Annotated in this window: 28 protein-coding genes; 9 read left to right on the top strand and 19 right to left on the bottom strand. The window is 71.8% G+C overall.

Annotated features, from left to right (window positions below; all coding sequences use genetic code 11):
* Positions 1–324 precede the first annotated feature (324 nt).
* Genes AC07FN_RS06365 through AC07FN_RS06350 form a run of 4 tightly spaced genes read right to left on the bottom strand, consistent with a single transcriptional unit; the run spans position 325 to position 4822 of the window.
* Positions 325–1107 (bottom strand): enoyl-CoA hydratase/isomerase family protein, encoded by a 783-nt coding sequence (locus AC07FN_RS06365; protein WP_478394666.1) that lies wholly within the window; start codon positions 1105–1107, stop codon positions 325–327.
* Positions 1104–2282, bottom strand: a complete 1179-nt coding sequence (locus AC07FN_RS06360) for a CaiB/BaiF CoA transferase family protein (protein WP_478394665.1) — start codon at positions 2280–2282, stop codon at positions 1104–1106. Before AC07FN_RS06360 ends, AC07FN_RS06365 begins: the two co-directional genes overlap by 4 nt.
* Positions 2283–2312: 30 nt before the next feature.
* A complete protein-coding gene (locus tag AC07FN_RS06355; protein WP_478394664.1) occupies positions 2313–3698 on the bottom strand; it encodes a class I adenylate-forming enzyme family protein in 1386 nt (461 codons plus the stop codon).
* Positions 3695–4822 carry an ABC transporter substrate-binding protein gene (locus AC07FN_RS06350; protein ID WP_478394663.1) on the bottom strand — a complete coding sequence of 376 codons (1128 nt, stop codon included), beginning with the start codon at positions 4820–4822 and terminating at the stop codon, positions 3695–3697. The genes AC07FN_RS06355 and AC07FN_RS06350 overlap by 4 nt, the downstream gene beginning before the upstream one ends.
* Positions 4823–4918: 96 nt before the next feature.
* Here AC07FN_RS06350 and AC07FN_RS06345 point away from each other — a divergent pair, with 96 nt between their 5' ends.
* The 3 genes from AC07FN_RS06345 (at position 4919) to AC07FN_RS06335 (ending at position 7708) form a co-directional block, all read left to right on the top strand.
* A complete protein-coding gene (locus AC07FN_RS06345) occupies positions 4919–5980 on the top strand; it encodes a LacI family DNA-binding transcriptional regulator (protein WP_478394662.1) in 1062 nt (353 codons plus the stop codon).
* A complete protein-coding gene (locus tag AC07FN_RS06340; protein ID WP_478394661.1) occupies positions 5977–6387 on the top strand; it encodes a RidA family protein in 411 nt (136 codons plus the stop codon). The genes AC07FN_RS06345 and AC07FN_RS06340 overlap by 4 nt, the downstream gene beginning before the upstream one ends.
* A gap of 124 nt (positions 6388–6511) precedes the next feature.
* The gene (locus tag AC07FN_RS06335) at positions 6512–7708 is read left to right on the top strand and encodes a cytochrome P450 (RefSeq protein ID WP_478394660.1); all 1197 of its coding nucleotides are present in this window, start codon (positions 6512–6514) and stop codon (positions 7706–7708) included.
* Here AC07FN_RS06335 and AC07FN_RS06330 read toward each other — a convergent pair.
* Genes AC07FN_RS06330 through AC07FN_RS06310 form a run of 5 tightly spaced genes read right to left on the bottom strand, consistent with a single transcriptional unit; the run spans position 7686 to position 12951 of the window.
* Entirely contained in the window at positions 7686–8570 is an 885-nt protein-coding gene (locus tag AC07FN_RS06330; protein ID WP_478394659.1) for an NAD-dependent epimerase/dehydratase family protein, read from the bottom strand. The two genes, AC07FN_RS06335 and AC07FN_RS06330, sit on opposite strands and share 23 nt — an antisense overlap.
* Entirely contained in the window at positions 8567–10069 is a 1503-nt protein-coding gene (locus tag AC07FN_RS06325) for a class I adenylate-forming enzyme family protein (protein ID WP_478394658.1), read from the bottom strand. The genes AC07FN_RS06330 and AC07FN_RS06325 overlap by 4 nt, the downstream gene beginning before the upstream one ends.
* A complete protein-coding gene (locus tag AC07FN_RS06320; protein WP_478394657.1) occupies positions 10062–11213 on the bottom strand; it encodes a cytochrome P450 in 1152 nt (383 codons plus the stop codon). Before AC07FN_RS06320 ends, AC07FN_RS06325 begins: the two co-directional genes overlap by 8 nt.
* Entirely contained in the window at positions 11210–11956 is a 747-nt protein-coding gene (locus AC07FN_RS06315) for a glycosyltransferase family 2 protein (RefSeq protein WP_478394656.1), read from the bottom strand. Before AC07FN_RS06315 ends, AC07FN_RS06320 begins: the two co-directional genes overlap by 4 nt.
* Complete coding sequence (locus AC07FN_RS06310) at positions 11953–12951, bottom strand: 3-oxoacyl-ACP synthase III family protein (protein WP_478394655.1); 999 nt, start codon at positions 12949–12951, stop codon at positions 11953–11955. The genes AC07FN_RS06315 and AC07FN_RS06310 overlap by 4 nt, the downstream gene beginning before the upstream one ends.
* A gap of 180 nt (positions 12952–13131) precedes the next feature.
* Here AC07FN_RS06310 and AC07FN_RS06305 point away from each other — a divergent pair, with 180 nt between their 5' ends.
* Together AC07FN_RS06305 and AC07FN_RS06300 are read left to right on the top strand one after the other, a co-directional pair.
* Complete coding sequence (locus tag AC07FN_RS06305; protein WP_478394654.1) at positions 13132–13947, top strand: alpha/beta fold hydrolase; 816 nt, start codon at positions 13132–13134, stop codon at positions 13945–13947.
* A gap of 74 nt (positions 13948–14021) precedes the next feature.
* Positions 14022–14750 (top strand): FadR/GntR family transcriptional regulator, encoded by a 729-nt coding sequence (locus tag AC07FN_RS06300; protein ID WP_452613780.1) that lies wholly within the window; start codon positions 14022–14024, stop codon positions 14748–14750.
* A 228-nt stretch (positions 14751–14978) separates the two neighbouring features.
* Here AC07FN_RS06300 and AC07FN_RS06295 read toward each other — a convergent pair whose 3' ends face one another.
* Positions 14979–15272, bottom strand: a complete 294-nt coding sequence (locus AC07FN_RS06295; protein WP_478394653.1) for a hypothetical protein — start codon at positions 15270–15272, stop codon at positions 14979–14981.
* A 264-nt stretch (positions 15273–15536) separates the two neighbouring features.
* Between AC07FN_RS06295 and AC07FN_RS06290 the strand changes: the two genes are divergently transcribed.
* Both AC07FN_RS06290 and AC07FN_RS06285 read left to right on the top strand, forming a co-directional pair.
* Positions 15537–15842 carry a hypothetical protein gene (locus AC07FN_RS06290; RefSeq protein ID WP_478394652.1) on the top strand — a complete coding sequence of 102 codons (306 nt, stop codon included), beginning with the start codon at positions 15537–15539 and terminating at the stop codon, positions 15840–15842.
* A gap of 98 nt (positions 15843–15940) precedes the next feature.
* A complete protein-coding gene (locus AC07FN_RS06285; protein WP_478394651.1) occupies positions 15941–16768 on the top strand; it encodes an Acg family FMN-binding oxidoreductase in 828 nt (275 codons plus the stop codon).
* 3 nt (positions 16769–16771) lie between these two features.
* Here the strand turns inward: AC07FN_RS06285 and AC07FN_RS06280 are convergent, their stop codons facing one another.
* Positions 16772–16993, bottom strand: a complete 222-nt coding sequence (locus AC07FN_RS06280) for a hypothetical protein (protein WP_132480804.1) — start codon at positions 16991–16993, stop codon at positions 16772–16774.
* 323 nt (positions 16994–17316) lie between these two features.
* Between AC07FN_RS06280 and AC07FN_RS06275 the strand changes: the two genes are divergently transcribed.
* Entirely contained in the window at positions 17317–18501 is a 1185-nt protein-coding gene (locus tag AC07FN_RS06275) for an acyl-CoA dehydrogenase family protein (RefSeq protein WP_478394650.1), read from the top strand.
* A gap of 521 nt (positions 18502–19022) precedes the next feature.
* Here the strand turns inward: AC07FN_RS06275 and AC07FN_RS06270 are convergent.
* From AC07FN_RS06270 to AC07FN_RS06245, 6 genes are read right to left on the bottom strand one after another with little or no spacing between them, the layout of a single operon-like run.
* Complete coding sequence (locus AC07FN_RS06270) at positions 19023–19544, bottom strand: flavin reductase family protein (protein WP_478394649.1); 522 nt, start codon at positions 19542–19544, stop codon at positions 19023–19025.
* A 5-nt stretch (positions 19545–19549) separates the two neighbouring features.
* Positions 19550–19897 (bottom strand): cupin domain-containing protein, encoded by a 348-nt coding sequence (locus AC07FN_RS06265; RefSeq protein ID WP_478394648.1) that lies wholly within the window; start codon positions 19895–19897, stop codon positions 19550–19552.
* 9 nt (positions 19898–19906) lie between these two features.
* Positions 19907–21358: a 4-hydroxyphenylacetate 3-hydroxylase family protein gene (locus AC07FN_RS06260; protein WP_478394647.1), complete on the bottom strand. Its 1452-nt coding sequence runs from the start codon at positions 21356–21358 to the stop codon at positions 19907–19909.
* A 2-nt stretch (positions 21359–21360) separates the two neighbouring features.
* Complete coding sequence (locus tag AC07FN_RS06255; protein WP_478394646.1) at positions 21361–22041, bottom strand: DUF2848 domain-containing protein; 681 nt, start codon at positions 22039–22041, stop codon at positions 21361–21363.
* A 58-nt stretch (positions 22042–22099) separates the two neighbouring features.
* A complete protein-coding gene (locus AC07FN_RS06250) occupies positions 22100–22744 on the bottom strand; it encodes a GntR family transcriptional regulator (RefSeq protein ID WP_478394645.1) in 645 nt (214 codons plus the stop codon).
* Positions 22745–22763: 19 nt separating this feature from the next.
* Positions 22764–24071, bottom strand: a complete 1308-nt coding sequence (locus tag AC07FN_RS06245) for an MFS transporter (protein ID WP_478394644.1) — start codon at positions 24069–24071, stop codon at positions 22764–22766.
* 496 nt (positions 24072–24567) lie between these two features.
* On the opposite strand from AC07FN_RS06245, the gene AC07FN_RS06240 reads away from it, so the two are divergent.
* On the top strand, positions 24568–25023 hold the full coding sequence (locus AC07FN_RS06240; protein WP_478394643.1) for a MarR family winged helix-turn-helix transcriptional regulator: 456 nt from the start codon (positions 24568–24570) through the stop codon (positions 25021–25023).
* 216 nt (positions 25024–25239) lie between these two features.
* On the opposite strand, the gene AC07FN_RS06235 is transcribed toward AC07FN_RS06240, so the two are convergent.
* Entirely contained in the window at positions 25240–25548 is a 309-nt protein-coding gene (locus tag AC07FN_RS06235; protein ID WP_478394642.1) for a DUF6191 domain-containing protein, read from the bottom strand.
* Between the two features lie 54 nt (positions 25549–25602).
* Positions 25603–26691: a hypothetical protein gene (locus AC07FN_RS06230; protein WP_478394641.1), complete on the bottom strand. Its 1089-nt coding sequence runs from the start codon at positions 26689–26691 to the stop codon at positions 25603–25605.
* Positions 26692–26831 lie beyond the last annotated feature (140 nt).

Here is a 26831-nt window from a genome sequence, read left to right as displayed (position 1 = left end):
TGCGACGCCGGGGAAAGCTGCCGAGCGTTAGTCACCGCCACCCTCACACCATAACCAACGAACACGCCACATTTGAGTTACGCATCAATAAGTCAGGGCACCCACAGACCAGGGAGCCTCTGAGGTTCCGCCACCCGCACCGCCACGCAAAACGAGGCTGGAAAAACCTCAATGGAACTTGCGGAACCGGACACCCCGCACGTCCGCAGTAGGACTGCGCCGCGTCAGGAAGGCGATCGCCGCGGCCACCTCCGGCAGCTCGATCACCCAGCCGATGAGGTGCTGGGCGCCCCACTCCTCGAACGCCCGCTCCGCATCGCCCGGTCAGCGGCCGCGGAACACCGCCGATCGCTTCTCCAGGAACGCCGCTACGCCTTCCCGTGCATCATCGGTGGTGTAGAGCCAGGACAATGCCTGCTGCTCGCGGGTCAGCGCGGCGGCCAGCCCGGTTTCCAGCCCGTCGTCGACCAGCCGCTTGCCCTCCCGCACCGCCAGCGGCGCCTGCCCGGCGATCGTCGTCGCCAGCTCGACCGCGCGCGGAGCCAGCTCGTCCGGCTCCACCAACGCCGTGAGCAACCCGAGGCGTTGCGCCTCGTCGGGCTTCATCCGGCGACCGGTGAGCACCAGTTCCTTCGTGACGCGGGCCCCGACCGCCCGGGCCAGCCGCACCGTGCCGCCACCACCGGGCAGCAGGCCGAGCGACACCTCCGGCAACCCGAACCGGGCCGCGGTGGACGCGACGATGAAGTCGCAGCACAGCGCCACCTCGAAGCCCCCGCCGAGCGCGTAGCCGTTGACCGCCGCGATCGTCGGCTGCGGGAGCGCGGCGAGCTGGTCGAACACGCCGCGCGAGAGCTTCTGGTAGTCGTCGAAGGCGGTGCGGGCGACGCCGGAGTACTCGTTGATGTCCGCCCCGGCGATGAACCCGCGCCCGGTGCCGGTGAGCACCAGCACCCGCACCTCGTCGTCCGAGCGCAGGCGCACGAGGTACTCGCCCAGCGCCTCGACCATGCCGCGCGACAGCGCGCCGAGCGCGCTCTCCCGGTCGATGCGCAGCACGGCGACGCCGTCCTGCCGCGTTTCCACCAGGTTCTCGTGCACGTTCATGCCACGGCTCCGTCCGCGCGCAGCCGCTCGATCTGCTCGGCGCTGAGCACCTCGCCGAGGACGTCGCTGGTGTGCTCCCCCACCGCCGGCGGCGCGTAGCGCAGCCGCCACGGCGTCTCCGACAGCCGGATCGGGCAGCCGATCAGCTCGATGTCCCCGGCCTTCGCGTGCCGGGTGCGCACGATCAGGTCCGAGGCGTCCGCCCGCAGCTCGTCCACCGCTTCCTTCGTGCTGCGCACCCGCGCGCACCACACGCCCGCGGGCAGCAGCGCGTCCAGCCAGTCCTGCGTGGGCCGCTGCGCGGTGCGGGCTTCCAGGATCCGCTTGACCTCGTCGCGGTCCGCCCAGGCGTCCAGCTCCGCGACCTGCGGCGCGCCGAACAGCGGGCCGACCACGTCCAGCGGCGCCATCGCCACGGCCAGCCAGCCGTCCGCGGTTCGGTAGATCCCGAACGGCGCGTCCAGCCACGCTTGGCCGACGCCTTCGGTCGACCGGGAGAACTCCGCGCCCTGGTTGACCATCGACGAGATCTCCTGGCACTGCAAGGAGATCGCCGTCGAGTACAGGTCCACCTCGACGCGCTGGCCGACGCCGTGGCGCAGCCGGGCCACCAGGGCGGCGAGGATGCCGTTGGCCAGGTTCAGCGCGGTGGCCGCGTCCACGATCGCGGTGCCGGCCGGGGTCGGCGGGTCGCCCGCCCGGCCGCCGTTGGCGGCGAGCCCGGACATCGACTGGATCAGCAGGTCCTGGCCGGGCCGGTTCTCCCTGGCGTAGCGGGTGTCCTGGCCCCAGCCGGAACCGGAGCAGTAGATGATGTCCGGCTTCACCCGGCGGAAGTGCTCGAAGCCGAGGCCCCGGCGAGCCAGCACGCCGGGCCGGAAGTTCTCCACCACCACGTCGCAGGTCCTGCCGATCTCCAGCAGCGCGTCGCGCACCGCGTCGGAGCGCAGGTCCACCGCCACCGACCGCTTGTTGCGGTTCATCGCCAGGAACGCCGCCGAGTCGCCGCCGACGAGCTCGCCCTGCAGGTGCAGGCCGCGTTCCCATTCGCCGTCGAGCCGCTCGACCTTGATGACGTCGGCGCCGAGGTCGGCCAGCAGCTGGGTGCCGTAGGGGCCGAGCATCATCTGGGTGAAGTCGAGGACGCGGATCCCCTGCAATGCCTGCTCCGGCATGACTTTCGCACCTGCCTTTCGGTTTCGGGGTCAGCTGAAGGCGGCGCGGAGCCGCTTGCGGTCGGGCTTGCCGGTGCTGGTCTGCGGCAGCTCGGGCAGGAACACGACGCGCCGGGGTTTCTTGTACCCGGCGAGGCGGCGCGCGCAGGCCCGCCGAACGTCCTCTTCGGACACTTCACTGCCCGGCCTGCGGACGACGGCGGCGGAAACTGCCTCGCCCCAGCGGGCGTCCGGCACGCCGAGCACGGCGACCTCGGCGACGCCGTCCAGCGCGGCGATGGCCTGCTCGACCTCCCCCGGGTGGACGTTGAATCCGCCGGTCACGATCAGCTCGCTGCGACGCCCCGCCAGGTGGACGCGTCCGGCGGCATCGAGGTGGCCGAGGTCGCCGGTGCGGAACCAGCCGTCCCGCAGCGGCTCGCCGCCCCAGTAGCCGGGCATGATCTGCGGCCCGCGAACGGCGATCTCACCATCCACGATGGACAGTTGCACCGAGTCGACCGGTCGCCCGATGGACGAGAGCACCTGCGGGTCGCCGGTGGCGTGGTCGGCCGCGGAGAGCACGGTCAGCGGCGCGAGCGCTTCGCTCAGCCCGTAGAACTGGTACAGCACCGTCCCGAACGCCTGCTGCGCGCAGCGCATCGCCGGGACCGAGATCGGGGCCGCGCCGTAGACGACGGCGCGCAGGCTCGTCGGCCGGTCGACGACCTCGGCGAGCCGTTCGAGCATGGTCGGCACGAGCGTCACGGCGGTCACCCGGTGCCGCCCGATCGCCGCGACCGCCTCGACGGCGTCGAACCTGGTCAGCGGCACCGCCGCCGCGCCCGCCAGGGTGTAGGCGGAGCCGACGGAGCCGCTGAAGTGGCTCATCGGCGCGACGTGCAGCACGACGTCGTCCGGCCCGATCGTCGGCAGCTCCTGCCACATCGCCTCCACCATCGCGACCCACGCGCCGCTGGTCACCCGCGCGCCCTTGGGCCGCCCCGTGCTGCCCGAGGTGTACATCAGCGCGGCGAGCTCGTCCGGGTCGCGGCGCGGCTCGACGTCGTCGGCCGGGCCGGAGAGCAGCCCCGCGCCCGGCGCGATCACCCGGCGCCCCGGCACGTCGAGCTCGGTCACGATCGCGGCGGCGGCACAGTCGTCGGCGATCGCGGCGATCTCGGCCGGGTGCAGCCGGGTGCTCACCGCGACGCGCACGAATCCGCCCAGCCACAGCGCGTGTTCCAGCGCGAGCACCTCCGGCCGGTTGTCCAGCGCGATCAGCACCCGATCGCCCGGCCGCAGGCCGAGCCGCCGCAACGCCGTCGCCGCGGCCCGGGCCTGCGCGCCCAGGTCGCCGAAGGTCAGCGCGCCGACGGCAGGGCACGCGGCGAAGGTCCGGTGCGCGGCGGCGACCAGCTCGGCGAGCGTCGTCACGGCTCCAGCTCCGCGTACGTGGCCGTGCAGACCTCGTTGAACCGGCGCACGATATCCCCGGCCGTCGTCCCGCGCCGGACCATCGGGTGGATCTCCTCGGAGGCCCGGCGGTGCACCACGGGGTAGGAGATGTGCCGGGGCCGCACGAAGGCGCGGTCCAGCGTCCGCAGCGTCGCGGAGTAGAACCCGCCCGAAGCCGCGTCCACCGCCGGATCGGTCCACGCCGCCCGGTTGCCCGGCTGGCCACCGGCCGCCGCGTACTCACCGCGCTGGCACTCCGGGCCGACGACGTGCGACAGGAACCGCGCCGCCGCAACGGGTTCCGCGCACTTCGCCGAGATCGCCAGGCCGACGCCGCCGAGCAGCGATCCGGCCGGCGCACCGTCCGGCGACGGGATGCCGGCGAAGCGGACCGCGTGGTCGCGCGCGTAGTTCACGTAGCCGAAGACCATCGGCGAGTAGGCCACGTCGCCGGCGGACATCGCGGTCAGCGCCTCGATCGGGTCGAGGTCCAGCGACCGCGCGTCGACCAGCGCCAGCAGGCCCAGCAGCCGCTCGGCCGCGGGCAGCGCCACCTCCGGATCGAGCCCGGCCCGGTCCAGCCAGCCGCTCCCCCCGGTCTGCGAGCACAGCGTCAGCAGGCTGCAGAGCAGGTGCGTCGGGTTCGCGGGCAGCACCGCCTTGTGCCGGGGCAGCTCCTCCAGGCAGGCCGTCACGTCCTCCCAGGACGTCGGCGCCGCGTCGAGCACTTCCGGGCGATAGGCCGAAACCTGGGCCGCGGCGTCCATCGCCACCGCCCACTGACTGCCCGCCCAGGTGTAGCTCGCGAAGCTCGGGCCGGTGCTGTTGTCCCGCTGCTGCGCCAGGAACGACTCCGGAAGCAGCTCTTCCACCGGTACCAAGGCGGCATTGGCGTGCGCCTGACCGACGTACGGGTGGTCCATCGCGATCAGGTCGTACCGGGCGGCCAGCTCGATGATCGGCACGTCCTCGAACTCCCGCAACGACCGCGAATCCCAGCTGATCCGCACCCCGGGATGCCGCCGCTCGTACGCGGCCGACACCTCCCGCAGGCAGCCGACGCCGCGCTGGTGGCCCCACGCCATGCCGTGCAACACCGTCATCGAGCGGCCTCCTCGCGAGCCTCGGAGATCTCCTGATCTCCTCAGGGCGTCCGGATTATCGGTAAATCGTTTTACCGTGCCGGTATGCTTACCTCCGTGTCCGAGAGCTGTCAACCCGCCGATCCGCCGACACCGGTCACCGGCCGGGCCAAGATGAGCGACGTGGCCCGGATCGCCGGCGTCAGCCAGGCGGTGGTCTCACGCCTGCTCCGAGGCGACGAAACGCTGCGGATCAGGGAGGAGACGCGCAACCGCGTCCTGGAGGTGGCGGCGCAGCTGCGGTACACGCCCAACGAGGTCGCGCGGGCGCTGCGCCGCGCCGAGTCGGGCATCCTCGGGATGGCGGTGCACGACACCAGCAACCCGGTGTACAGCGAGATCATGGCGGGCGCGCAGGAGGAGGCCAGCGCCTCCGGCTACGCCATGCTGCTCGCGGACGCCGACGAACTGGCCCGCAGCGACCGGACCTTCGAGCGCATCGTGCGGGGCAACCGCATCGACGGCCTCCTCCTGCAGCGCGGCAGCAGCACGGCGGACGAGACGATCGCCAAGATCGCGGCCACCAGGCTCCCGCTGCTGCTGGTCAACGACCGCACGCGTGGCGAGATCGGCAGCGTGGCGCTGGACGACGACGACGCGACGTACTTCGCGACGCGGCACCTGGTCGAGCTCGGGCACACCGCGATCGCGCATCTCAAGCTGGGCAACCCGAAGGCCCGATCCGAAGCGCGCACGCGAGGCTGGCGGCGAGCGCTGCACGAGGCCGGACTACCGGACGGCCCGCAGCTGCGAGGCGGCCACACACCCGAGGAGGGCGCGGCGGCGCTGCCGCGCCTGCTGGCGAGCGGAACGGCACTGACGGGCGTCGTGGTGAGCAACGTGCTGGCGGCAGTGGGCGCCATGACGGTGGCGCGCGAAGCGGGCCTGCGAATCCCGGAAGATCTGTCCATTGTGGCCGTGCACGACGTGTTCTTCGCCCGGCACCTGTCGCCGCCGCTGACGGTGGTCCGCCTCCCGCTGCGCGAACTGGGCCGCCGCTCGGTGGCGGCGATCCTCCGCCAGCTCGAAGGAGCCCCGGCCCGCCACGAGATCATCACGGAACCGGCCCCGGAACTCATCGTCCGAGGCTCGACGGCCCCGAGGAGGAAACAACGATGATCCAGCGCTGGAGCCCGGAAGGCGTGGCCCCGCCGATCGGGAAGTACAACCACCTGGCCCGGGTACCGGCCGGACACCAGTTCCTGATCATCTCGGGCCAGGTCGGAACGTCACCGGACGGCGAGCTGGCGGGCCCGGACGCGGAATCGCAAGCCCGCGCGGCGTTGACCAACATCGAGGAGCTGCTGGCAGCGGCAGGTGCCACGCCACGGCACCTGGTGAAGCTGTTCGCGATGCTGTCGAGCACGGACCACCTCGCGGGCTACCGCAAGGCCCTGCAAGAGGCGCTGACCAGGTGGTACCCAAGGGAAGACTGGCCGACGCACTCCCTGATAGTCGTAGCGGCGCTGGCCACCCCAGAACTAGCGGTAGAAGTCGAAGCCACAGCAGCAGTCCCGGCGCACTGACCGATACCGGACCACGGGCGTTGCCCCCGGCGGTCCGGAACGGCACTCCCCCGCGCCGGGGTCGTGAGTGGTTTGGGCCGCTGTGGCGGACCAAAGTGCTCACGACTCTGCGATAGTCGGCCTTGTGATCGATTTGCTCGGCCATCGGGATCCCGCTCAGCGGCATGAGGCTCGGCTGCTCTGGGCCAGCCGGCCCGCGCTGTACCTGCTGCTCCGACTCTCCTCTCGGGGCGGGCCGATCCGGCGGGTGCCCCGGCTCGGTTGGGTGGTCAACGATCCCGTCGTCGATCGCCGGATCCTCAACGACGGCGCGCACTTCACGCTGCTCGGCGAGGGCGGCGTCGGGCATCTCTGGGCCCAGGTGCTCGGCGACTACGTCTACCGCATCTTCGACGGTCCCGGGCACGCCGACCTCCGCTCGCGGGCCCGCGACCTGTTCACCGACGCCACCGCCCGTCCGCTGGTGCGGCGGGTCTTCGATCCGGCGTTGCAGCCCGCCGTGGAGCGGTTGCGGGCCGGTGCAGTCGTCGATCTCGCCGACCTGTCCCGGGTGCTGGTCGGGCGGATGATGGCCGATCTGCTCGGGCTCGACCTGCCTCCGGAGGACGAGCACTACCGCGCCGTGTTCGGCACCGGGGAGCGGCTGGCGAAGCTGGCGCTGGGCAGTGCCGCGTCGACCGAGCTGCCGCCCGAGGTCGTCGCGCAGGCCAAGCCGATCATCGCCGACCTCACCCGCAACGTGCCCACGGCGTTCGCCGAGGCTCCCGCCGAGACGCTGCTGGGCCGCTGCCGGGAGCTGGGCCTGTCGCTGGAGGAGACCTCGGGGATCGCCGCGCTGCTCATGGTCGCCGGCACCGAAACCGCCGCCACCGCGATGGCCCGCACCGTCGCGCTGCTGCACGACACCGGCCAGCAGCACCAGCTGCGCGAGTCGCCCGACCTGCTGCCCGGCGCCGTGCGGGAGGGCCTGCGGGTGACCACGCCCGCGCCGCTGATCGGGCGCAGCGTCAGCAACGACGTGACCGTGGGCAGGGCCGCGATGCGAGCCGGTGAGCGCGTGATGCTGTTGACCTACGTCGCCAACAACCGGGTCGGGCGCTTCGACGTCAACCGGCCCTACGTGCCCGAGACCCGGCAGCTCTGGTTCGGCGCCGGGCGGCACCTCTGCCTCGGTGCCGCGCTGGCCCGGGCCGAGATTTCCCACCTGCTGCAGGCGATCCTGGACGCCGGGCCGATCCGGGTGGTGTCCCGGCGGCCCGCTCGCGGCGTGCTGATCCCGTCCTACGCCGAGCTCGGCATCACCACCGCGCCGCCCCGGTGAACGACGTCGGCTCCGGCCGGTAGCCGAGGTCGCGGCGCGCCGCGGTGATGTCCAGGGTGCGCTCGAACCCGAGGTGGCTCACCGCGTATCGGCTCAGCTGGGCCAGCCTCGGCGGCCGCCAGGTGTTCTCGGCGATGGCGGCGAGGTTCCAGGCCAGCCGCACCGGGAGGTGGCGGATGCGCACCTGGAGCCCGCGCTCGCGGAAGATCTCCCGCAGCGCGTCCTCCAGGGCCACGGGCTCGGCGTCGGCGATGTTGTAGGTGCCGGGTTTTCCGCCGCAGGCCAGCAGGACCGCGTTGGTGAGATTGTCGATCGATGTCAGCGAATGCCGGGCGCGGCCGTCGCCGACGATCACCAGGTTGCGGCCGCGGATCGCGTCGAGCAGCCGCGGCAGCAGCGTCGTGTCGCCGGGCCCGTACACGGCGTGCGGGCGCAGCACGACGGTGTTGGGCCGGTAGGTGAGCAGGCGTTCGGCGGCCGCCTTGGATTCGCCGTAGGCGTTGAGGTACCGCGCGACCGGCGCCGCCGCCTCGTCGGCATCGACCGTCGCGGTGAACGGGTCGTAGACGCTCGCGGTCGAGATGTGCACCAGGCGCGCGCCGGGGAAGGTGTCCGCCACGTGCCGCGTACCGTCCACATTGGTCCGCCACATCTCGGCCGACGCCGTCTCGTCGGCGACCGCCGCGGCCGCGTGCACGACCGCGTCGACCTCGGGCGGGTCCGCGAGCCGGCCCCTCGCGATGTCCCAGTGGCGCACGCCCGGCCTCCTGCCGAAGGCGTGCACCTCCCAGCCCGCGGCAACTGCGGCGCGGCACACGGCGGCGCCGACGAATCCGGTCGCGCCGGTCACCGCGATCCTCATCCCGCCACCGTCTCCCGCAGCGCGTCCCGGTCCAGCTTCCGGGTCCGCCCGGACACCGGGAGCTCCGGCACCACCACGACCTCGTCGGGCAGCGCCGCCGCGTCGATGAGCCGCGGCAGCTCCGCCCGCACCGATTCCGCCAGTCCCGGCCGCGTTCCGGCCACGACGAGCACGATCCGCTCGTCGCCGATCTCGTCCGGCACCCCGATCATCGCCGCGCCCTCGACGCCCGGCAGCGCGGCGATCGACGGCTCGTAGAGCCCGGGATACACGTTGGTCTTGCCGCGCAGGATCATGTCCTTCTTCCGGCCGACCAGCACGATCGAGCCGTTCTCGATGCGCGCCAGGTCGCCCGTCGCGTGCTCGGTCAACGGCGGCTGCCCGAGGTATCCGCGGCACATGTTCGGCCCGGAGACGAGCAACTCGCCGTCGTCGGCGACGCGCGCGCGAACCCCGGGCAGCGGCTTGCCGAGCAGGTCGCCGTCGTGCGCGAGCTTCTCCTCTGCGGTGGCCACCGCGATGGGCAGGATCTCGGTCATCCCGTAGATCGCCAGGAACTCGGTGCCGGGAAGCGCGGCCCGGGCCCGGTGCAGCAGCGGCGGCAGCACCGGGGCGGCACCGAGCCACACCTGGCGCAGCGAGCCCGGCAGCGCCACTTCCCCGCGCTCAGCGGCGTCGAGCAGCGCGGCCAGATCCGCCGGGACGAAGAAGGTGTGCGTGGCTCCCGAAAGCCCGCTCGCCACAGAGGAAAGGTCCGCGGTGGGCGAGAACCCGAAGCGCGGCATCGTCCAATGTGCACCGGCCACGAGGCTCGGCAACCCGAGCAGGAACTGGTCGGTGTGCACCCGCGCGCCGGGCGCGAGCGCGCAGCGCGTGGCCAGCACTTCCAGGGCTGCGCCGAGGGAACCCCGGGTGTGCACAACGGCTTTCGGGTCGCTCGTGGTCCCGGCCGTGAACACCACGACGGCGTCCTGGTCCGGCGCGGGAGACCAGTCCGCCCACGGCTCGGCCGGTTTGGCCAGCGCTTTCGCCGACACGGCGCGCAGCGGGACGCCGGGCAGCCACGGCCCGGACCGCACGTGCCGGACCGGCAGCGACGAGTAGTCCGGCAGCAGCACGCCGCGACGCCGGGCCAGCGCCCGGCCGGGGCCGGGCGCGCTCGCCGCGTACAGCAGCGATTCCGCGGCCGCCCACGCGGGCCGGGCCAGGTCGAGCCTGCTGGCGAACAGCTCCGGACCGGAGCCCGGGTCGATGAACACCACGGTGCCGCCCGCCGCCACGGTCCCCAGGGCCAGCACGACGGCCTCCGGCCCGGGGCGGACCGAGAACAACATCCGGTCGCCGGGACGAAAACCCTGGTCGTGCAGTCGATCCGCAGTCCCCATGACGCGCCGGGACAGGCCCGCGTACGTCAGCGTTCGGCCAGACGGACCGGTGAGCGCCGGTGCGTCGCCGTGCCGACGGCCGGCGTCGAGGACTTGTGCGAGCAGGTCAGCCACGTCGTACCACCAGGCTCCGGTAGGCGGGGATCAGCACTCGGCGGGCGACCTTCCGGTCCACTACGGCCGCGCCACCCGCGGCGAGCACGGTGTCCAGCACCGTCCGGATCTCCGCGCCGGCCAACGGCATTCCGAGGCAGAAGTGCGGGCCCGCCCCGAACCACAGCCGCTGCACCTCCGGCGGGTGCGGTCGATCGGGATCGAAGCCGCCGAGGCCCTTGGCGGCGGAGATCGTCGCGATCACCACCCGGTCCCCCGGCACCACCCGCACGTCGCCGATCGTCCGCTCGGCGGCGACGCTGCGCAGCATCACCGGCGACGGCACGGTGAACCGCAGGGCCTCCGACACCACGTCGTTGGCGCGCTCGGGCTCGGCGACCAGGCGGGTCAGCCAGCCGGTGTCGTGCGCCAGGGCGATCAGACGCGGCACGTAGGAGACGAGCGTTTCGGTGCCGGTGAGCACGAAGGCCGCCACCGCGCCCAGCGCCTCCTGCTCGGACAGGCTGAGCTCGCGCATCCGGCCCGGAACCGACTCCGGGTCGCCGTGCGCGAACGCCTCGGCAGCGGGTCCGGTCAGCTCCGACAAGGCCTTCCGCCCGCGCGCCACCTGCGCCGGGGTGAGCCGCGAACGCCCCAGCCGCGCCATCGACGTCACCGCCGTCGCCGCGGCGAAGGCCCGGGCGAAGTCCGCCCGGTCGGCCCGCAGGCCGACGAGCTCGCAGATCACCGCGCCGGCCAGGTCGCGCACCACGGGCACCAGGTCCACGGCGCGCCCCGCGGCCAGCTCCGCGCGCAGCGCCGCCATCGGCTCCGCCGCCACGCGCGCGCACAGCTGGTCGACGAAGCGCGACGTGAACAGCCCGGACAGCTTCCGGCGCAGCCGGGCGTGGTCGTCGCCTTCCATGTTCAGCAGCACCGACGGGCCCACCACCGGCGTCCACAGGTCCGCCGGCGAACCCTGCCCGGTCTTGGTGAAGCCCTCGGTGTCGGTGAGCACCTGACGGGCCGCCGCGGCTTCGCTGACCACCACGCCGACGCGCGGCACCCGCACCACCGGCCCGATCCGCCCGATGCCGCGCACCAGCGGGTACGCCAGCGGGTGCGCGCCGAGCTGCATCCGCCGCTCCCACCTCGCGGCGGTCACCTGATGTCCACCAGCTCCGGCCGGTAGCGGTGATCCGCGTACCAGGCGAGGGTTTTCAGCAGCCCCCAGGCACGCACCCTCCGCACCGAGCCGCGCACCACGACGTCGCGCCGCACTCCGTAGTCGGCGGTGAGCAGCCGCACGGCGTTGACCAGGGCGCGGTCCTCGTGCACGTCTTCGATCTTGGTGCGCGGGAATCCGCCGGCCTGCAAGTAGAGCTCGCCGGTGATGGCCATGTTGCAGCCCGGCGCCATCACGTACGGGCCCCGGTAGCGCGGATCGCGGTTGCCGGGCCGGATCTTGCTGAACGCGCTGGCCACCTCGACGGCGCCGACCAGCAGCGACCGCTGCCAGGCGGGCACGCCCTCGTCGGTGCGCGGCAGCAGTTGCCCGGCCACCATGCGCAACCCCGACGCGAACGCCGCGTTGATCCGCCGGGTCCAGTCCGGCGCGGGCAGGCAGTCGGCGTCGGTGCGGGCCAGCCGGACCGCGCCCCGCTCGACCGCGAAGCGCATGCCGGTGTCCGCGGCCGCCCCGGTGCCCTTCTCCGGCTCACGCACCAGGTGGACCCACGGGCGCGTCCGGCCGAAGTGCGCGACGACGTCCGCCGTCGCGTCCGTCGACCCGTTGTCCACCACGACCAGGTTGAAACCCGAATCCCGTTGCGCGTCAAGCGCTTCCAGCGTCGCGGTGATCCCGGCCGCCTCGTTGTAGGCGGGCACCACCACCCACAGCCCGCTCACAGCCGGATCACCACGATTCCCAGGCTGACCCCGCCGGCCATGCCCACCAGCGCCACCAGATCACCCGGCCCGCAGCGGCCGAGCTGCTGCGCGACGGCCAGCTGCAGCGGCAGGCTGGCGGAGGCGACGTTGCCGTGCTCGCGGATCGCCACCACCAGCTTGTCGGCGGGCACCCCGGCCCGCTCGGCGAAGACGTCCAGGTACGGCAGGGAAACCTGGTGCACGCACACGACGGCGAAGTCCTGCCAGCCGAGCCCGAGCCGCGCCAGCGTCTCGTCCAGCACGCCGGTGCCCAGCCGCAGGAACGCCGACTTCAGCCGACCGCCGTCCATCGCGAAGTAGCTGTACTCGGGATCGCGCGGATGCGCCGATCCCCCGCACGGCAGCGTGCCGACGTCCCACTGCGACGAATCGGCGCTGAACCCGCTGCCGAGCACGCCGGCGGGCCCGTCCGTCAGCAGCATCGCGGCGCCCGCGTCGGAGAGCGTGTAGCCGGGGAAGGCGCGCAGGAACGTCCCGATGTCGGGCACGTTCCACCGGATCGCCCGGGACGGCGACTCACCGCTGGCCAGCAGCACGCGCCGGTACCGGCCCGCGCCGATCAGCGCGTCGGCGACCTCGATGCCGTTGAGCACGCTGTTGCAGGCGTTCTTGACGTCCATCACCGGGCAGCGCAGGCCCAGCTTGGCGGCCACGATGTGCGCGGTGGCGGGCTCGACCATGTCCTGGCTGGCCGAGGCGAACAGCAGCAGGTCGACGTCGTCGGCCGAGGTGCCGGTCTCGGCGAGCAGCTTGCGCGCCGCGGCCGCAGCCAGGTCGGAGGCCTGCTCCTCGTCGCCGAGCACGTGCCGCGACTCGATGCCGGTCAGCCGCCGGATGATCCCGGCCGGTGGCACGAACGCCGCGCTCTCCGCCGCGATCCGCCGCTCCACCGCCGCGGTGCCGACCTCCCGCTCCGGCAGGTGCACGGCAACCCCGGCCAAGTGCGCACTCATGAAGTCGGTCCTTCCCTAAACCCGGGCGACCGTATAACGCCGAGCACGCATCGTTCCTGAGTAGGGCTACTCAACTCCGTCGGGTGACGCCTCGGCTACGACGTGGAGATCGGGACCGTCGGTGCCTGCTGGCAGGATGCGCACTCCAAGCGCAGCCCCCAGATCTCCGAGGACCCGACCATGCCCGAACGCTCATCCTTACGCCTCAACCACGTCGAGCGGGGCGCCGGAACCCCGGTGCTGGCCCTGCACGGCTGGGGGCCCGACCACCGCCTGGTGCTCGGCTGCCTGGAGCCGGTCTTCGCCGACCGCGCGGGATACCGGCGGTTGTACCCGGACCTGCCCGGCATGGGCAAGACGCCCGCACCGGCCTCCTTCGCGAGCTCCGACGATCTGCTCGCCGCCGTGCAGGACTTCGTGGACGACACCATCGGCGACGTGCCGTTCCTGCTGGTCGGCGAATCCTACGGCGGCTACCTCGCCCGCGCGCTCACCCGGTCCCGCCCCGCGCAGGTGCTCGGCCTGGCGTTGATCTGCCCGGTGGGCACCAAGCTGGAGCACGCCGAACGCACCGTGCCCGAACACCAGGTGCTCCGCCCCGATCCGGCACTGCTCGACTCGCTGGACGACGAACTCGCCGAGCTGGTCCGGGACAACCTGGTCGTGCACACGCCGGAAGCGGTGCGCCGGTTCCGCGAGGAGATCCTGACCGGCGTCGACCTCCTCGACACCGAAGCGATCGCCCGCATCCGGCTGCGCTGGGAGCTCACCGAAGACCCCGAGGGCGACGTGCCGTTCGGCCGCCCGACGCTGGTCCTCACCGGGCGGCAGGACGGCGCGGTCGGCTACCTCGATCAGTTCGCGCTGCTCCCGCATTACCCGCGCGCGACTTTCGCCGCGGTCGACGTGGCCGGGCACAACCTCCAGATCGACCAGCCCGAGCTGTTCAACGCGCTGATGTGGAACTGGCTCGACCGCGTCACCGCCGAATCCTGAGCAAGTCCACCGGGCGGACGACGCGCCGAACGTAGACTCGTGGCCAGGAATGGTCTCGCGGAGGTGGATGGGGCATGTGGGAGCGGCTGTCGCCGGGGTCGGTCGCCAACCAGGTCGAGCAGCAGATCACGCAGGCGATCGAATCGGGACGGTACAGCCCGGGCGACCGGCTTCCGCCGGAGCGCGAGTTCGCCGAGCTGCTCGGGGTGAGCCGGCCGACGGTGCGCGAGGCGATCGGCGCGCTGAAGGCCAGGGGCGTGCTGCGGGTCGTGCACGGCCGCGGCGTCTTCATCGCCGAGCCCGAGACCGCCCGGGAACTCCGCGAGGCCCTGGCCACCCAACGGCATTCGATCAGCGAGCTGTTCGCGATGCGCGAGGTGCTCGAAGTCCCCGCCGCCGGCTGGGCAGCCGAGCGGCAGGATGCCGAGGCGCTGCAACGGGTTTCGAGCGTTCTGCAGAGCATGGTCGAGGCCACCGAGCAGGTGCCGCGCGACTTCGAGCGCCTCCAGCAGCTCGACGAGGCGTTCCACCTGGCCATCGTGGAAGCGGCCGGCAACAAGTTCCTGCAGCAGACCCTCGGCGTCCTGCAGCAGATCCTGCACCAGGGCATGCAGACCACGCTGATGGTGCCCGGCAGGGTCGAGGCGGCCCGCGAAGACCACCAGCGGATCCTCGACGCGCTGCTCGCGGGCGATTCCGAAGCGGCCCGCCAAGCCGCCCTGCACCACGTGCACTCAGCCCGCGCGACCGCCATGCAGCGCTTGGAGGAACGCGCCGAGAGCGAAGCGTCGGCGGTGTCCTAGCTCGCGAACGGTCACTCGCGACAGGCTTAGAGATGGTTGCAGAATCGGTTTGCGTGGCGGTGCGGGTGGCGGAACCTCAGACGCCTTCTCGCTGTGGGATCCCCGACTTGCGTATGACCAATACGCGGCACCGGGGCTGTCCTCGCGAGAAAGACGTCTGAGAACCCGCGGCGGTGCCAGCTGAGTCCCACACCGCATGCGGCTGACGCCGCATCCCGAAAGGATCCCTTAGGGGGCCGGTGGGGCCGCCCGGGCGCGATCGAGCAGGCTGTGCACTCCGGCCACGATGTCGGCGTCGCGATCGGCGAGCCAGGTCAGCATCGCGTGGTCGGCGCTGTCCAGGTCGACACCGTTGAGCGGGGCGCGCAACAGCGCCAGGTTCACCGCGGTTCTGCGGGACCGGACGTCCCGCAATGTTTGCGCCTCGTCGCGCACCCACGGCCGGTCGGCGACCTGGGCCAGTCGGGGTCCGCTCGCTCCGGTCGGCCACGCATCCAGCGAATTGTTCACGACACCGTCCATGGCAGACTCTCCCGCGCGATTCGATGCGGCTACATTTCCGTGAGTACCACCGCTTCCGGCGGGTTCAAGGGGCGAAAGTCCCGCCGGCCGGGTGCACTCCAGGTCGCGGTGATGCTGCCGCTTTCGCACGCCGCTGACCACACCCCGGCCCGGCAAGATCCGGAACTCTCCCGTTCATGGCGCGACTCCTGTGACCAAGGACCACCCGTGTGGGTGATGTTGAAGAGTGCTGAACATCCGTTGCAGCGCTTAGACTTCCGCCCCGTGACTGCAGTACCGCACTCCTCGACCGAGGCAGCCCTGCGCGACGCGGTGGACACAGCACTGATCGACCTGCTCACCGCGCAGCACAATCCCGCCGACCGAGCCCACCGCGAGCTGGCCCGCGCGGTCGGTCTCCTAGACCAGCACCCGCAGATCGAGATCCCCGCCGCCGCCGCGAACGCGGTCCGCACCGCCGCCGATCGCCTGGCCCAGGGATCTCGCGACGACGCCCGCACCGCCCTGGTAACCGCCCGCAGCCAACTCGCCGCTCCCGGCTCCCGCCTGAACTCCCGCAACACGGGCTGAACCGCGAATCCCGCACGGCATCCCCGTGATCCCGCGCGGGTCGTTCGACCCTGCCCGCCTCCGGGCTGCCCTGGCAGCGTTGCGGTCGAGGAGTCGACATGCGACGGTTTCCCACTGTTTTCGATCTCGTACCGGACCAGGTCGCACAGGTCGTCCAGCTGGCCGGCCTCGCCCCCTCGCCGCGCAACAGCCAGCCGTGGCGGTTCCGCGTGCTGCCACACGTCATCGAACTGCACGCCGTTCCCTCCCACCTGCCTGCCGGCGATCCTGACGACCACGACCTGCGGCTGGCCTGCGGCGCGGCGCTGCTGAACCTCCGGCTCGCGCTGGCGCACGCCGGCGTCCGGCCGGTCGTGACGCTGCTGCCGCGGCTGTCGTCCCCGAGCGTGCTGGCGGAGATCCGCAGCGGCGGCCACCAGCGCCCCGACGCCGAGCAAATCGCGCTGTACGAGGCGATTCCGGAACGCCGCACGCAGCGGCGCCCGCTCCAGCCGACCGCCGTCGCGGCCTCGATCCAGCACACCCTGCGGGTCGCGGCACGCGCCGAAGGCGCCTGGCTGCACCTCGTCCGGCCCGCCGAGCACGACGAGCTGGCGGGCCTGCTGCACCGGCTGCAGGCCGACGCCGAACCCGCGCCGCTGCTGGCGGTGCTGTGCACACCGGGCAGCGATGCGAAGAGCGAGCTCGAGGCCGGGCAGGCCTGGCAGCGGGTGTGGCTGACCGCCACCGCGCGCGGGTTGGCCGCCACGCCGCTGCCGCTCGCGGAAGGCCAGGACATCCGCGACGCCCTGAGCCGGCTGCTCGGCGACGCGCCCCATCCGCAGGCGTGGCTGCTGATCGGCTACGGCGAGCCGGCTCCGGCGACGCCGCGCCGGGACCCCGGCGAACTGCTCATCGACGCGGTCCCGAACTCCGGCCACGGCTGACCGTCACTGCGGAACCGGTTCTGGCCGCGGCAGTTCGTCGCGGCGCACCCCCCGTCTGAGCCGGTCGGCCAGTTCGTCCAGGAACCAGTCCAGCACCGACTCCGCCGCCTCTACGTCGGCGATCGCGCCCCGGCCCAATGCCTCCTTGCGCGCTCGCCCGGCAATCCGGATCTCCTCGCACAACTGCTCGTACGGGAGGTCGCTGCACCTCGTAAGCAGATCCATTTCAGACCACTCCGTGGCCATCGAGCAACCGGGAACCCGCGCATGGCGAATTCCCGATCCCTCGCCCCCATTTTTTTGGTCCCCGAATCGGATCGGGGAAGTCTGCCGATCGACATCTTCGTGCGCACCTGTCCAAACCATATCGCCCGGCGCCAAGTTTTTCCTCACCCATTCGGGCCATCGTTGGAAATTCACCAGTACTGCACACCGAGCGGTCACAAATTGACGACGGCGGCCGGAGCCCACACCGCGGACCGGGCCGGCCGCATAGGCTGCGGACCGGAACTTGATCATGGCAGGCCACTCGGCAAGGAGTCACGAGGATGACCACCGAAACCTCCGAGCTCTACATCAGCGACGAGTTCACCCCGCTCCGCCAACGGCTGGCCGCGCTCGGCCCGCTGCTGGCCGACAACGCCGACCGCAGCGACGAATCCGGCCACCTCGCCGACGAGGTCGTGCAGGCCCTGCACGACTCCGGCGTGCTGAAGACCGGAATCCCGCGAGAACTTGGCGGCTACGAGTTCTCGCCCGCACAGCAACTGGAAACCGTCAGCCAGCTGTCCTATCTGGACGCCTCGGTGGCCTGGACGTGCATGGCGCTGCAACTGGTGACCGGCACGACCGCGGCCTACGTCGCCCCCGACGCCGCTGCGGAGCTGTTCCCCGACGTCGCGGGCGGCCGGTTCGCGTTGATAGCAGGGCAGGGCACCAGGCTCGGCACCGCGAAGCGGGTCGACGGTGGCTTCCGCGTCAGCGGCCGCTGGCAGTTCGCCTCCGGCATCGCGCTCGCCAGCCACATCCACGCCGGGGCCTGGTGCGCGGAAACCGGGCAGGCGCTGATCTGCACCTTCCCGAAGGAGCAGGCGACGCTGATCGACAACTGGGACGTGCTGGGCCTGCGCGCCACCGGGAGCATCGACTACACCTGCGAAGACGTGTTCGTGCCCGAGACGCACACCTTCGACCCCGCCACCACGCGGGCCCACCACGACGGCGCGGTCTACCGCATCGGCCTGGCCACGCTGTCCGGGATCTCGCACACCGGCTGGGCGATCGGCGTCGGCCGCCGGCTGCTCGACGAGCTCAAGGCCCTGGCCGCCGAGAAGACCGGTGCCCCGAACGCCGCGGTCGACACCCAGCAGTTCCACGCGGAGTACGCGACCGCGGAGAGCAGGCTGCGTTCCGCCCAGGCGTGGGCGAGGCAGGTCTGGGCCGACGTCGAGCAGACCCTGGCGAGCGGCGAAACGCCCAGCACCGAACAGGAAACCCTGGCCCGGCTGGCGCTGAACAACGCGACCTGGTCCGCCCACGCGGTCGGGCAGGCGGTCCACAAGTGGGCGGGCACCGCGGCGCTGCGGCGCGGCCCGATCCAGCGGTTCCACCGGGACCTGGGCACCGGCACCCAGCACGTCACCTCCGGCGCCGTCGTCCTGCAGAACTGCGGCAGGTCGCTCAGCGGCCTCGCCCCGGGAGCCCGCTGGAACTTCCTGACCCTGGAGCCCTGAGCCCCAGCGGTGGGGTGACCCCGGGCGGCGAACGGTTGCGGACTCAACTTGTCCGGGCAACCATCGCCGGGTGGCCCGGGGGTAGGTGGTCGGGGTGGCCTGCTTCTCCGGAGGGATTTTGGGGAGGCCGAAGAAGCAGGCCACCGGCGGGCGATCGCGGCACCGCGGCTGCATTGGGGGGAGGACCGCGATCACTCCGGGCAAAGGTATGCCCGCACGGCGCGTGCGGCTCGCCAGGCGTGCGGTCGTGCCTGGCGCCGACCGGAGAACGCCCCCTCACTCGTGCGGGGCGTTCTCCGGCCGGGCGCTACCGCCCGCACTCCTCGACGCAAAGCGCTGAGCTGCTCAAATTGATCGAGCGGCGCCCAGCGCACCGCGCCGGATCCCGGTCCGGCCGGCCGTCGCCGCCGAGGCCCGCCCGGCGGCGGCGAACGGCGTTGGCCCAGCGCAGCCCGGTCCTGTCACTCGACCGGGTAGTTCTCACGCGCAGTAGCCCGATCGGACTAGCAGCGGAGCCGGGATCAGAACATCCAGGGCATCTCCTCGTGACCGAAGTCGTGGAAGTCGCCGAACCGACCGGAGTAGAACGCCAGACCGGCGCCCTCCCGGCAGCGGAGGTTCCGCACGAGCCCGTAGAAGACCCGGTGATCGCCGACGTCGTGCGCGCTGTGCACGTCGCACTCGGCCTGCACCAGGGCGTCCTTGATCATCGGCAGCCCGAACTCGCCGTGCTCGCAGTCCATTCCCTCGAACCGCGCGCCACCGCGGGTGGCGAAGCGGCGGGCGATGGCCTCCTGCCGGGCCCCGAGGACCGAGACGGCGAACCGCCCGGTCCCGGTGACCATGTCGGTGGTCCGCGAGCCCTCGGTGAGCGAGATCAGCAGGATCGCCGGGTCCAGGCAGATCGACGTCAGCGAGCTGATCGTCATGCCGCAGGCCTGGTCCCCGGCCCCGCTGGTCACGATCGCCACCCCGGTGGTGAAGCGACCCATGCTGGTGCGCATGTCCACCGCGTTCGCCGTTTGGAAAGCTGGCAGGGACATGGCACCTACTTGTCGTAGTAGCGGACTTCGAAGGTGACGACGCCCTCATCGGTGCGCCAGGGGCCGTGCGGCATCCCCGGCGGGCGGCAGGCGTACTGGCCGGCGGAGAACGTCTCGCCGAGCGTCAGGTCGGTGAACGAGCCCTCCAGGATGTACACCTCCTCCCAGAAGTCGTGCTTCTGCACGCCCATCGGGGTCGAGTCGGCGCCGGGCTCGTAGCGCAGGATCCGGGTGGCCACGCCGGACTCCGGGTCCTTGGCGAGGATCCGCTCGGTGATCTTCGGGTCGTCGCCGGGGCATACCGTGAAGCCGACGTCGCTGACGGGGAAGAACTCGTACTCGGGCTTAGCCATGCTGACCTCTCACACCGTTTCGATCTTGTAGGAACCCAGGAACTGCTCGACGTCTTCGAGCGCCTGCTCGTAGCCGTAGTTCCGGTAGCTGTAAACGCCTTTGACCACGAACGGCGCCCCGGCGTAGAACATCTCGTACTGCTGGTGCCGCCCGGCGAACTCGGATCCGACGATGTCCCAGGCCAGCTTGAAGAGCTTCACGCGCTCTTCCGAGGCGACGCCCGGGGACTGCACGTAGTGCTCGATGTCGGCGGCGGTCACCGGGCTCGTGAGGTCGCGGACGCTCGACGGCAGCTGCAGCACGCCGCCGCCGACGAGGTCGCGGAGGATCGCCAGAACCCGCGGGTAGATCTCGGACTGCAACCCCATCGAGCCGTAGAGCGCGCGCTTGCCCGGCAGCCACTGCCCGGCTTCGTCGGGAGCCGCGGTGTACTCGGCGGCGAGCACGGCCGATTCGACGCCGGAGACGAGCGCGCCCAGCTCGCCCAGCTTCTCCTGCACACTGGGGATCTTGTCCACGCCGTTGACCTGCGTGACGCGGCGGGCGACGCCGGCGATGAACTTCAGCTTGGTGGCGAACCGGATCTGGGCCTGCCAGTTGCCGAGCGCGTGCGCGCCGGTGTCGAAGAACTGGCGGCGCACCCCGGTGGTGTCGCGGTTGACGAAGACGCGCTCCCACGGGATCAGCACGTCGTCGAACACGACCAGCGCGTCCGGTTCGTCGTAGCGGCTGGTGAGCGGGTAGTCGAACGAGCTCGTCGCGGCGGGCGCGTACGGACGGCGGCAGTACAGCTTGAGCCCCGGCGCGGCGGTGGGGACCACGAAACCGACGGCGAAGTCCTGGTCATCGGGCCCGAGCGGCTTGATGCAGGACACGAAGATCTCGTCGGCGATCGCCGCGCCGGTGGCGAGCATCTGCGAGCCGCGGACGACGATGCCCTCCTCGGTTTCCCGCACGACGCCGACCTGCAGGTACTCGCCGTCCCAGCCCGACGCCGTGGTGGCGCGGGAGACCTGCGGCGGGATGATCGCGTAGGAGACGTAGAGGTTCTCCTCCAGCAGCCGCCGGTGGAAGGCGGCGACGTTGGCGGAGAAGTCGCGGTCACCGGAGGTGAAGACCTCGGGGTGGGCGGCGAAGGAGGCGAGGAAGGTGCCGACGTGGTCGGGACTGCGCCCGACCCAGCCGTGGGTGTGCCTCGCCCAGGTCTCGATCGCCTCCCGGCGCAGGCGGAGTTCCTCCTGGCTGCGGGGAATCCCGAAGGCCCGGTTGGCCGTCGCGCCCGTTTCCGGTGCGGTGTACTGCATTCCGTTCGCCGGGTCCGCGGCGATGTCGAAGAGTTCGGCGACGGTGCGGGCCACCGGCGCGAAGGCCGGGTGGGTGGCGACGTCGACCTGCTCGCCGTCGACGAGCACCACGCGCCCGTCGCGCAGCGATGCCAGGTAGTCGGCTCCGGTGCGCATGATCAGTTCCTTCCAGTCGTGCGGTAGGTGTGGGTGAGCTTTCGGCCGCCGGGCAGCGCGAGTTCGAGATCCCACCGGTCGCCGGGGGTGAACTCGCCGCGCAGCAGCGGCAGGGTGCCGGCGAAGCAGATCAGGTCGCCGTCGTCGTCCCCGTGCCGTTCGGCGAAGATGCCGAGCAGCTCGCGCGGGGTGCGCAGGTTCGCGAGCGTGCCGTCCTGGTAGAGCTCGCCGTCGACCCAGCTGCGGGCCCGGCAGGCGTCCCAGTCGAAGTCCGCCCAGTCCGGGATCTCGACGACGACCGGCCCGATCGGCTTGGGGCAGGCGCGCTTGGAGTCGCCGACGTCGACGGTCTCCAGCGCCCGGTCCGTGTGGTCGGATCCGATGCCGAGGAAGTACTTTCCGCCGTGCCGCAGGATGACCGGCTCCACCTCGCCGGAGGTGTTGGTGGCGGTGATCGGGGTGCTCGCGGCGGTGGAGATGGTGTCCGCCGCGACGCGGTAGAACATCGGGACCTGTTCGGGCGGCGCGACGCCGATCGCGGCGAGCTCGTCGATGTGGTGCCGCACGGCCTTCTCGTCCCGTCCGGTGTACCCGGCGACCAGGGCGTGGAAGTCCCGGAACCGCAGCGGTTCGCCGGATTCCAGCCGGTCCAGGACCAGGACGTCCGTGGAGGCGTCAAGCATGGGGTGACCTTTCCGTTGCATGGCGAGGAGTTCTGGTGATCGGCCCGATATCGGGCGATCAGCGCGCGGGCTGCGTCATCGAGTGCAGCGTCGTTCGCAGGTGGTCGCGCACCGCCCGGACCGCGGACTCCGCATCCCCGGCGGCCAGCGCGTCGGCGATGGCGCGGTGCTCGATCAGCACCTGCTTCTTGCGGGCCTGGTCGGCCATGACGATGCGCACGCCCATGCGCATCTGCCGTTCCCGCAGCGAGCTGTAGAAGTCGTTCATCAAGGGGTTCCCCGCCGCGCGCATGATCGTCGTGTGGAACTCCAGGTCGTGCGCGATGAAGTCGACCGGGTCGGCGTCCTGCCCCTGGTCCTGCAGGATCCGGTACAGCTTGTCCGGGACCGCTCCGGGTCGCGGCGCGACCTCGTTGACCGACCACTCCTCGACGACGCGGCGGGCCTGCATGACCGCCTCGACGTCGCTGTCCGACAGCGCCGGGATGAACGCTCCCTTGCGCGGCACCCGCCGGATGAAGCCCTCGGCCTGCAACCGGAGCAGGGCCTCCCGGACGGGCGTGCGCGAGATGCCGGACGCCTCCGCGACCTGCGCCTCGGTCAGGAACATCTCCTCGTCGCGAGGCAGCGTGATGATGGTGTTCTTGAGCCACTCGTAGGCCAGCTCGGGTGCCGTGGCCGCGGTGGTTCTCGTGGTGCTCATGAGATTTCCTCCGCCAGGTTCAGCGAACGCGCGCCGCCGGATCTCCCTGCGCCGGCTCGGCCGCGCCGATCCCGGCGAGGTCGACCGAACGGGTTTCGGTGGCGATCAGCGACGCGCCGAGCGAGATGGCGCCCATCACCGCCAGGTAGGCGCCGATGGCGTAGCCGGTGCCGAACGCCGAGTGGAGGGCGATCGCGATGATCGGCGCCAGGGAACCGGCCAGGACCGACGCGAGGTTGTAGGCCAGCGAGACCCCCGAGTACCGGACCTCGGTCGGGAAGAGCTCCGAGAAGAAGGCTCCGATGACCGCGCTGTAGGCGCTGAAGATCAGCAGCCCGCCGACGACGGCGGCGATGACGGCCGCCGGATTCCTGGTGTCCAGCAGGGCGAAGAAGGCGAACGCCCAGCCGATGGTGGCGATCGACGCTCCGATGTAGACGGGCCGGCGGCCGACGCGGTCGGCGAGGATCGCGAACAGCGGGATCGCCGGCAGGGCGACGACCATGCCCACCATCACGGCGTTGAGCCCGGTGGCGCGGTCCATCCCCTGGATCTGCGTGACGTAGGTGATGACGAACAGCGAGAAGATGTAGAAACCGGCGTTCTCCCCGAACCTGGTGAAGGCGGCCAGGAGGATCTGCCGCCAGTAGCCGCGCACGGCCACGCCCAGGGGCATCGGCTTGGGCCCGTCCGCCGCCTGCTCGCGCTTCTGCTCGAACAGCGGGGTTTCCGCGACGTAGAGCCGCAGCACCAGGCCGATCACGACCAGCAGGGCCGACAGCCCGAACGCGATGCGCCAGCCCCACGACAGGAACGCGTCCTCCGGCAGGATCCCGCTGAGGATGGCGAGAACGCCGGCGGCGAGGAGATTTCCCAGTGGCGGGCCCAGATTCGGCCACGCAGACCAGAAGGCGCGGCGCGTCGAATCCCCGTGCTCCGACACGAGCAGCACCGCGCCGCCCCATTCGCCGCCGAGGGCGACGCCCTGCACCAGGCGGAGGACGACGAGGATGATCGGCGCCGCGACGCCGATCGACTCGTACGACGGCAGGAACGCGATGAGGAAAGTGGAGACGCCCATCAGCATCAGGCTGGCGATCAGCGTCGCGCGGCGCCCCTTCACGTCGCCGTAGTGCCCGAGGATCGCCGCCCCGAGCGGGCGGGCCACGAACCCGACGGCGTACGTGGCGAACGCCAGCAGCGTGCCCACCATCGGGTCTTCCGCGGGGAAGAAGAGCTTGTTGAAGACCAGCGCGGCAGCCGTGCCGTAGAGGAAGAAGTCGTACCACTCGACGGCCGTGCCGGCGAGGCTCGATCCGGCGATCACGGGGAGGCTGGTGTGCGTTCTTCGGCTGCTAGAATTTCTGCTGGCAGTTGCCATAGTCGACTCCTGGGTCGAACCGTCGCGATCTGACGTGCTGCGCTCGCCCGTCTACCTGGCCGTAGACGAATTCGACGAGTGCGCAGATGGTGCTGCCCGGCTCGGTGGTTGTTGGCGCAACCGCCGAGCCTTCTTGCTTCACGCCTCGATTTCCGGCTGTGAAGCCCCTCACTTGAACAAGCGGTGTACTAGTTGTATACGACGGTTTCGCGGTCCGCAAGACTCGTCGACGACTTTTATTCCGTGTGCGTCCTAAGGCTCCCGAGAGGGTATAGTCCGCACACGTCCTTGTACAGGGATGACGGCGGAAGAGGGCTCGTCAGCGCACTTCCAGGGTCCGCGCGTCGAGGAGCCGCCGGGTGTGCGCGTCGGAGCCGCCGGATCCTATTTCGGCCGCGATATAGTCCGTGTGCGTCCTTGTTCAAGCGGAGGAGAACGAACGGTGCCGACCGAGGCAGACCTCGCCGAAACCCTGGCCGCCGCCATCGGCGGGCTCGGCCCCCTGGCGCGCCGGCTGAACCAGGTGCACAGCCGGCTGTGGCACGAGCAGGTGGACCGCGACCTCACCGGCCCCCAGTTCACCGTGCTCAGCCTGCTGCACATGCACGGCGACCTGGACCAGGGGGCGCTGGGCGGCCTGGCCCACCTGGACAAGTCCACGGCGGCGCCGCTGCTGGACCGGCTGGAACGGCGGGGCCTGGTGGAGACCGCCAAGGACGACGCCGACAAGCGGCGCAAGCTGGTGCGCCTCACCGACGACGGCCGGGAGCTGGCGGGCCGGCTGGCCCCGGCGGTCATCGCGGTGAGTGACCAGATGCTGTCGGCGCTGACGGACGAGGAGCGCGAGCAGTTCCTCGCCCTGCTGCACCGCCTGGTCCAGCCCCCGGCCGACCAGTAGCCGGGGCTCAGGCCCCGACCCGGCCGGCCGGCTCGCCCCCGATCATCCCGGCCATCGCGAGGATGGCGACCAGCGGCTCCAGCACCCGGACCGGCTCGAACCCGCGCACGAACCGCTCCTCCGCAGGCGCGGCCTCGCTGCCGCCGGCCTTGACCCGCAGAACCCTTGTCCGGCAACACGATTCGTCCTATTCCGAGACCGGGACGGCCCGGCGGGCTACGGCCGCTCGCCCGGGCCGGCACCCGGAACGTCGCGCCGCAGGATCACGATCCCGCGGTCCAGGTCGACGTCCTGGCTCGGCGGCGCGCCCTGGGCTTCGTCGTCGCGCATCATCGACATCGAGTCCCGGTGGTCCAGCTCCATCCGCTTCGTCCCGTAGAGGAAAGCCGTGACCTCGTCGACGTAAGCGCCGGACAGCGGGGTGCCGGAGCGCTTCCGGCGCCGCTTCTGCAGCAGCTCGTACCCCCCGACCGCGACGACCAGCAGCACGCTGGCCGGGATCGTCCACAACAGCGCTGCCTCCACCGAGCCCACGCAACGCGAACGATCCGGCAACGGCGCGTGTTCCCGCCCGGTCGATCAGCTGTCCGCGAGATGCGCTGCCAGTTCGAGGTTCGCCACGGCCTCGACGGGAGTGCGCCGGCCGTGCCCGCAGGCCGCCGCGACCCCGGCGACGCGGTGACCGAGCGCGGCCTCCGCCAGCGACAGCGCTTTCGCCGACAACTCGGGTTGCCGCTCGTCCACGCAACCGGCGATCACCTCGATGCCGCGAACGAGCCCGCGGAGCGGGGCGTAGGCGGCGGTGTCCGCCAGCGGCGGCTGGTCGCCGTGGGCCATCGGGATGTGGACGGCCGGCATCCGGCGGCCGAAGACGCGCAGGCGCGCGGCCAGCGCGTTGATCACCAGCACCGCGGGCCCGAGGTCCTCGGGACCGAACAGCGACACGTGCCCGAGATCGCCGTGGCAGAGGTGCAACGTCCACCGCGCGCTGCTCGGCGCCGAAACGATCACGCGCGCGAGCTGGAACGCCAGCAGGTGCGCGAGCACCGGTCGCACCGGTTCCGGCGCGCGGTGCAGGGCGTAGAGGACCGCCGGGGATTCCAGCTGGAGCGCCACTTCGTCCGTCCCGTGGCGCTGCGCGACGGCGACCACCTCGGCGGAGATCATCCGCTCGAAGAGCGGGAAGTACCGCAGCACCCGCGTCGGGGCGCCGAAGGTGAACAGCGCGAGGTCCAGCGGCGACGGCACGCTGACCTGCACCGGCGGCAGCGGTCCGGTCCCGGTGTCCAGCTCCCGCCGGCAGGCGACCGCCGGGGAGACCTCCGCCAGGCGACCCAGCTCGACGTCCTCGACCGTCAGCCGGTGCCCCTGCCGCACCCGGTAGAGCGGCATGTCCGCGTAGCTCGCGCACTCGCCCGACCGGACCACCTCGAACGCGGGCACCTGCGCCCGCGACATCAGGAAGCGGACGATCCAGCGCGGATCGGCATCGCACGGCACCGCGCTCAGCCGGGCACCGGCGGAGTGGTCGAGCACCCACCGCATCCGCGTCCGCGGGTCGGGGTCGAGGCCGTTCGGCAGCGAGCCCACCAGGTGCACGAAGCGCGGCGGGGCGGTTCGCAGGCCGGCGGCGCGGGCCTGCGGTGCGGGATCGAGTCGCGAAGTCATCTGGGACCTCCGTGCGTTCTGCGCGGCGAGCGGCCGGCTCGGGAATGGTGATCGGCGACGATTGGGCCGTTGCGGCTGTGACACGGCGCCCGGTTCACGACCGGGAGTGCCTCGAAGGTCAACCGGAACGTCCGGTCCGG

Source organism: Saccharopolyspora sp. NPDC045941, from assembly GCF_056431445.1.
This window is presented reverse-complemented; position numbering and strand designations above follow the sequence as displayed.

What these genes read in the sequence shown, in the direction of transcription:
- AC07FN_RS06365 (WP_478394666.1), bottom strand. Translation starts at nt 1,107, where the DNA reads ATGAACGTGCACGAGAACCTGGTGGAAACGCGGCAGGACGGCGTCGCC.
- AC07FN_RS06360 (WP_478394665.1), bottom strand. Translation starts at nt 2,282, where the DNA reads ATGCCGGAGCAGGCATTGCAGGGGATCCGCGTCCTCGACTTCACCCAG.
- AC07FN_RS06350 (WP_478394663.1), bottom strand. Translation starts at nt 4,822, where the DNA reads ATGACGGTGTTGCACGGCATGGCGTGGGGCCACCAGCGCGGCGTCGGC.
- AC07FN_RS06340 (WP_478394661.1), top strand. Translation starts at nt 5,977, where the DNA reads ATGATCCAGCGCTGGAGCCCGGAAGGCGTGGCCCCGCCGATCGGGAAG.
- AC07FN_RS06330 (WP_478394659.1), bottom strand. Translation starts at nt 8,570, where the DNA reads ATGAGGATCGCGGTGACCGGCGCGACCGGATTCGTCGGCGCCGCCGTG.
- AC07FN_RS06310 (WP_478394655.1), bottom strand. Translation starts at nt 12,951, where the DNA reads ATGAGTGCGCACTTGGCCGGGGTTGCCGTGCACCTGCCGGAGCGGGAG.
- AC07FN_RS06305 (WP_478394654.1), top strand. Translation starts at nt 13,132, where the DNA reads ATGCCCGAACGCTCATCCTTACGCCTCAACCACGTCGAGCGGGGCGCC.
- AC07FN_RS06300 (WP_452613780.1), top strand. Translation starts at nt 14,022, where the DNA reads ATGTGGGAGCGGCTGTCGCCGGGGTCGGTCGCCAACCAGGTCGAGCAG.
- AC07FN_RS06295 (WP_478394653.1), bottom strand. Translation starts at nt 15,272, where the DNA reads ATGGACGGTGTCGTGAACAATTCGCTGGATGCGTGGCCGACCGGAGCG.
- AC07FN_RS06285 (WP_478394651.1), top strand. Translation starts at nt 15,941, where the DNA reads ATGCGACGGTTTCCCACTGTTTTCGATCTCGTACCGGACCAGGTCGCA.
- AC07FN_RS06280 (WP_132480804.1), bottom strand. Translation starts at nt 16,993, where the DNA reads ATGGATCTGCTTACGAGGTGCAGCGACCTCCCGTACGAGCAGTTGTGC.
- AC07FN_RS06275 (WP_478394650.1), top strand. Translation starts at nt 17,317, where the DNA reads ATGACCACCGAAACCTCCGAGCTCTACATCAGCGACGAGTTCACCCCG.
- AC07FN_RS06270 (WP_478394649.1), bottom strand. Translation starts at nt 19,544, where the DNA reads ATGTCCCTGCCAGCTTTCCAAACGGCGAACGCGGTGGACATGCGCACC.
- AC07FN_RS06265 (WP_478394648.1), bottom strand. Translation starts at nt 19,897, where the DNA reads ATGGCTAAGCCCGAGTACGAGTTCTTCCCCGTCAGCGACGTCGGCTTC.
- AC07FN_RS06260 (WP_478394647.1), bottom strand. Translation starts at nt 21,358, where the DNA reads ATGCGCACCGGAGCCGACTACCTGGCATCGCTGCGCGACGGGCGCGTG.
- AC07FN_RS06255 (WP_478394646.1), bottom strand. Translation starts at nt 22,041, where the DNA reads ATGCTTGACGCCTCCACGGACGTCCTGGTCCTGGACCGGCTGGAATCC.
- AC07FN_RS06250 (WP_478394645.1), bottom strand. Translation starts at nt 22,744, where the DNA reads ATGAGCACCACGAGAACCACCGCGGCCACGGCACCCGAGCTGGCCTAC.
- AC07FN_RS06230 (WP_478394641.1), bottom strand. Translation starts at nt 26,691, where the DNA reads ATGACTTCGCGACTCGATCCCGCACCGCAGGCCCGCGCCGCCGGCCTG.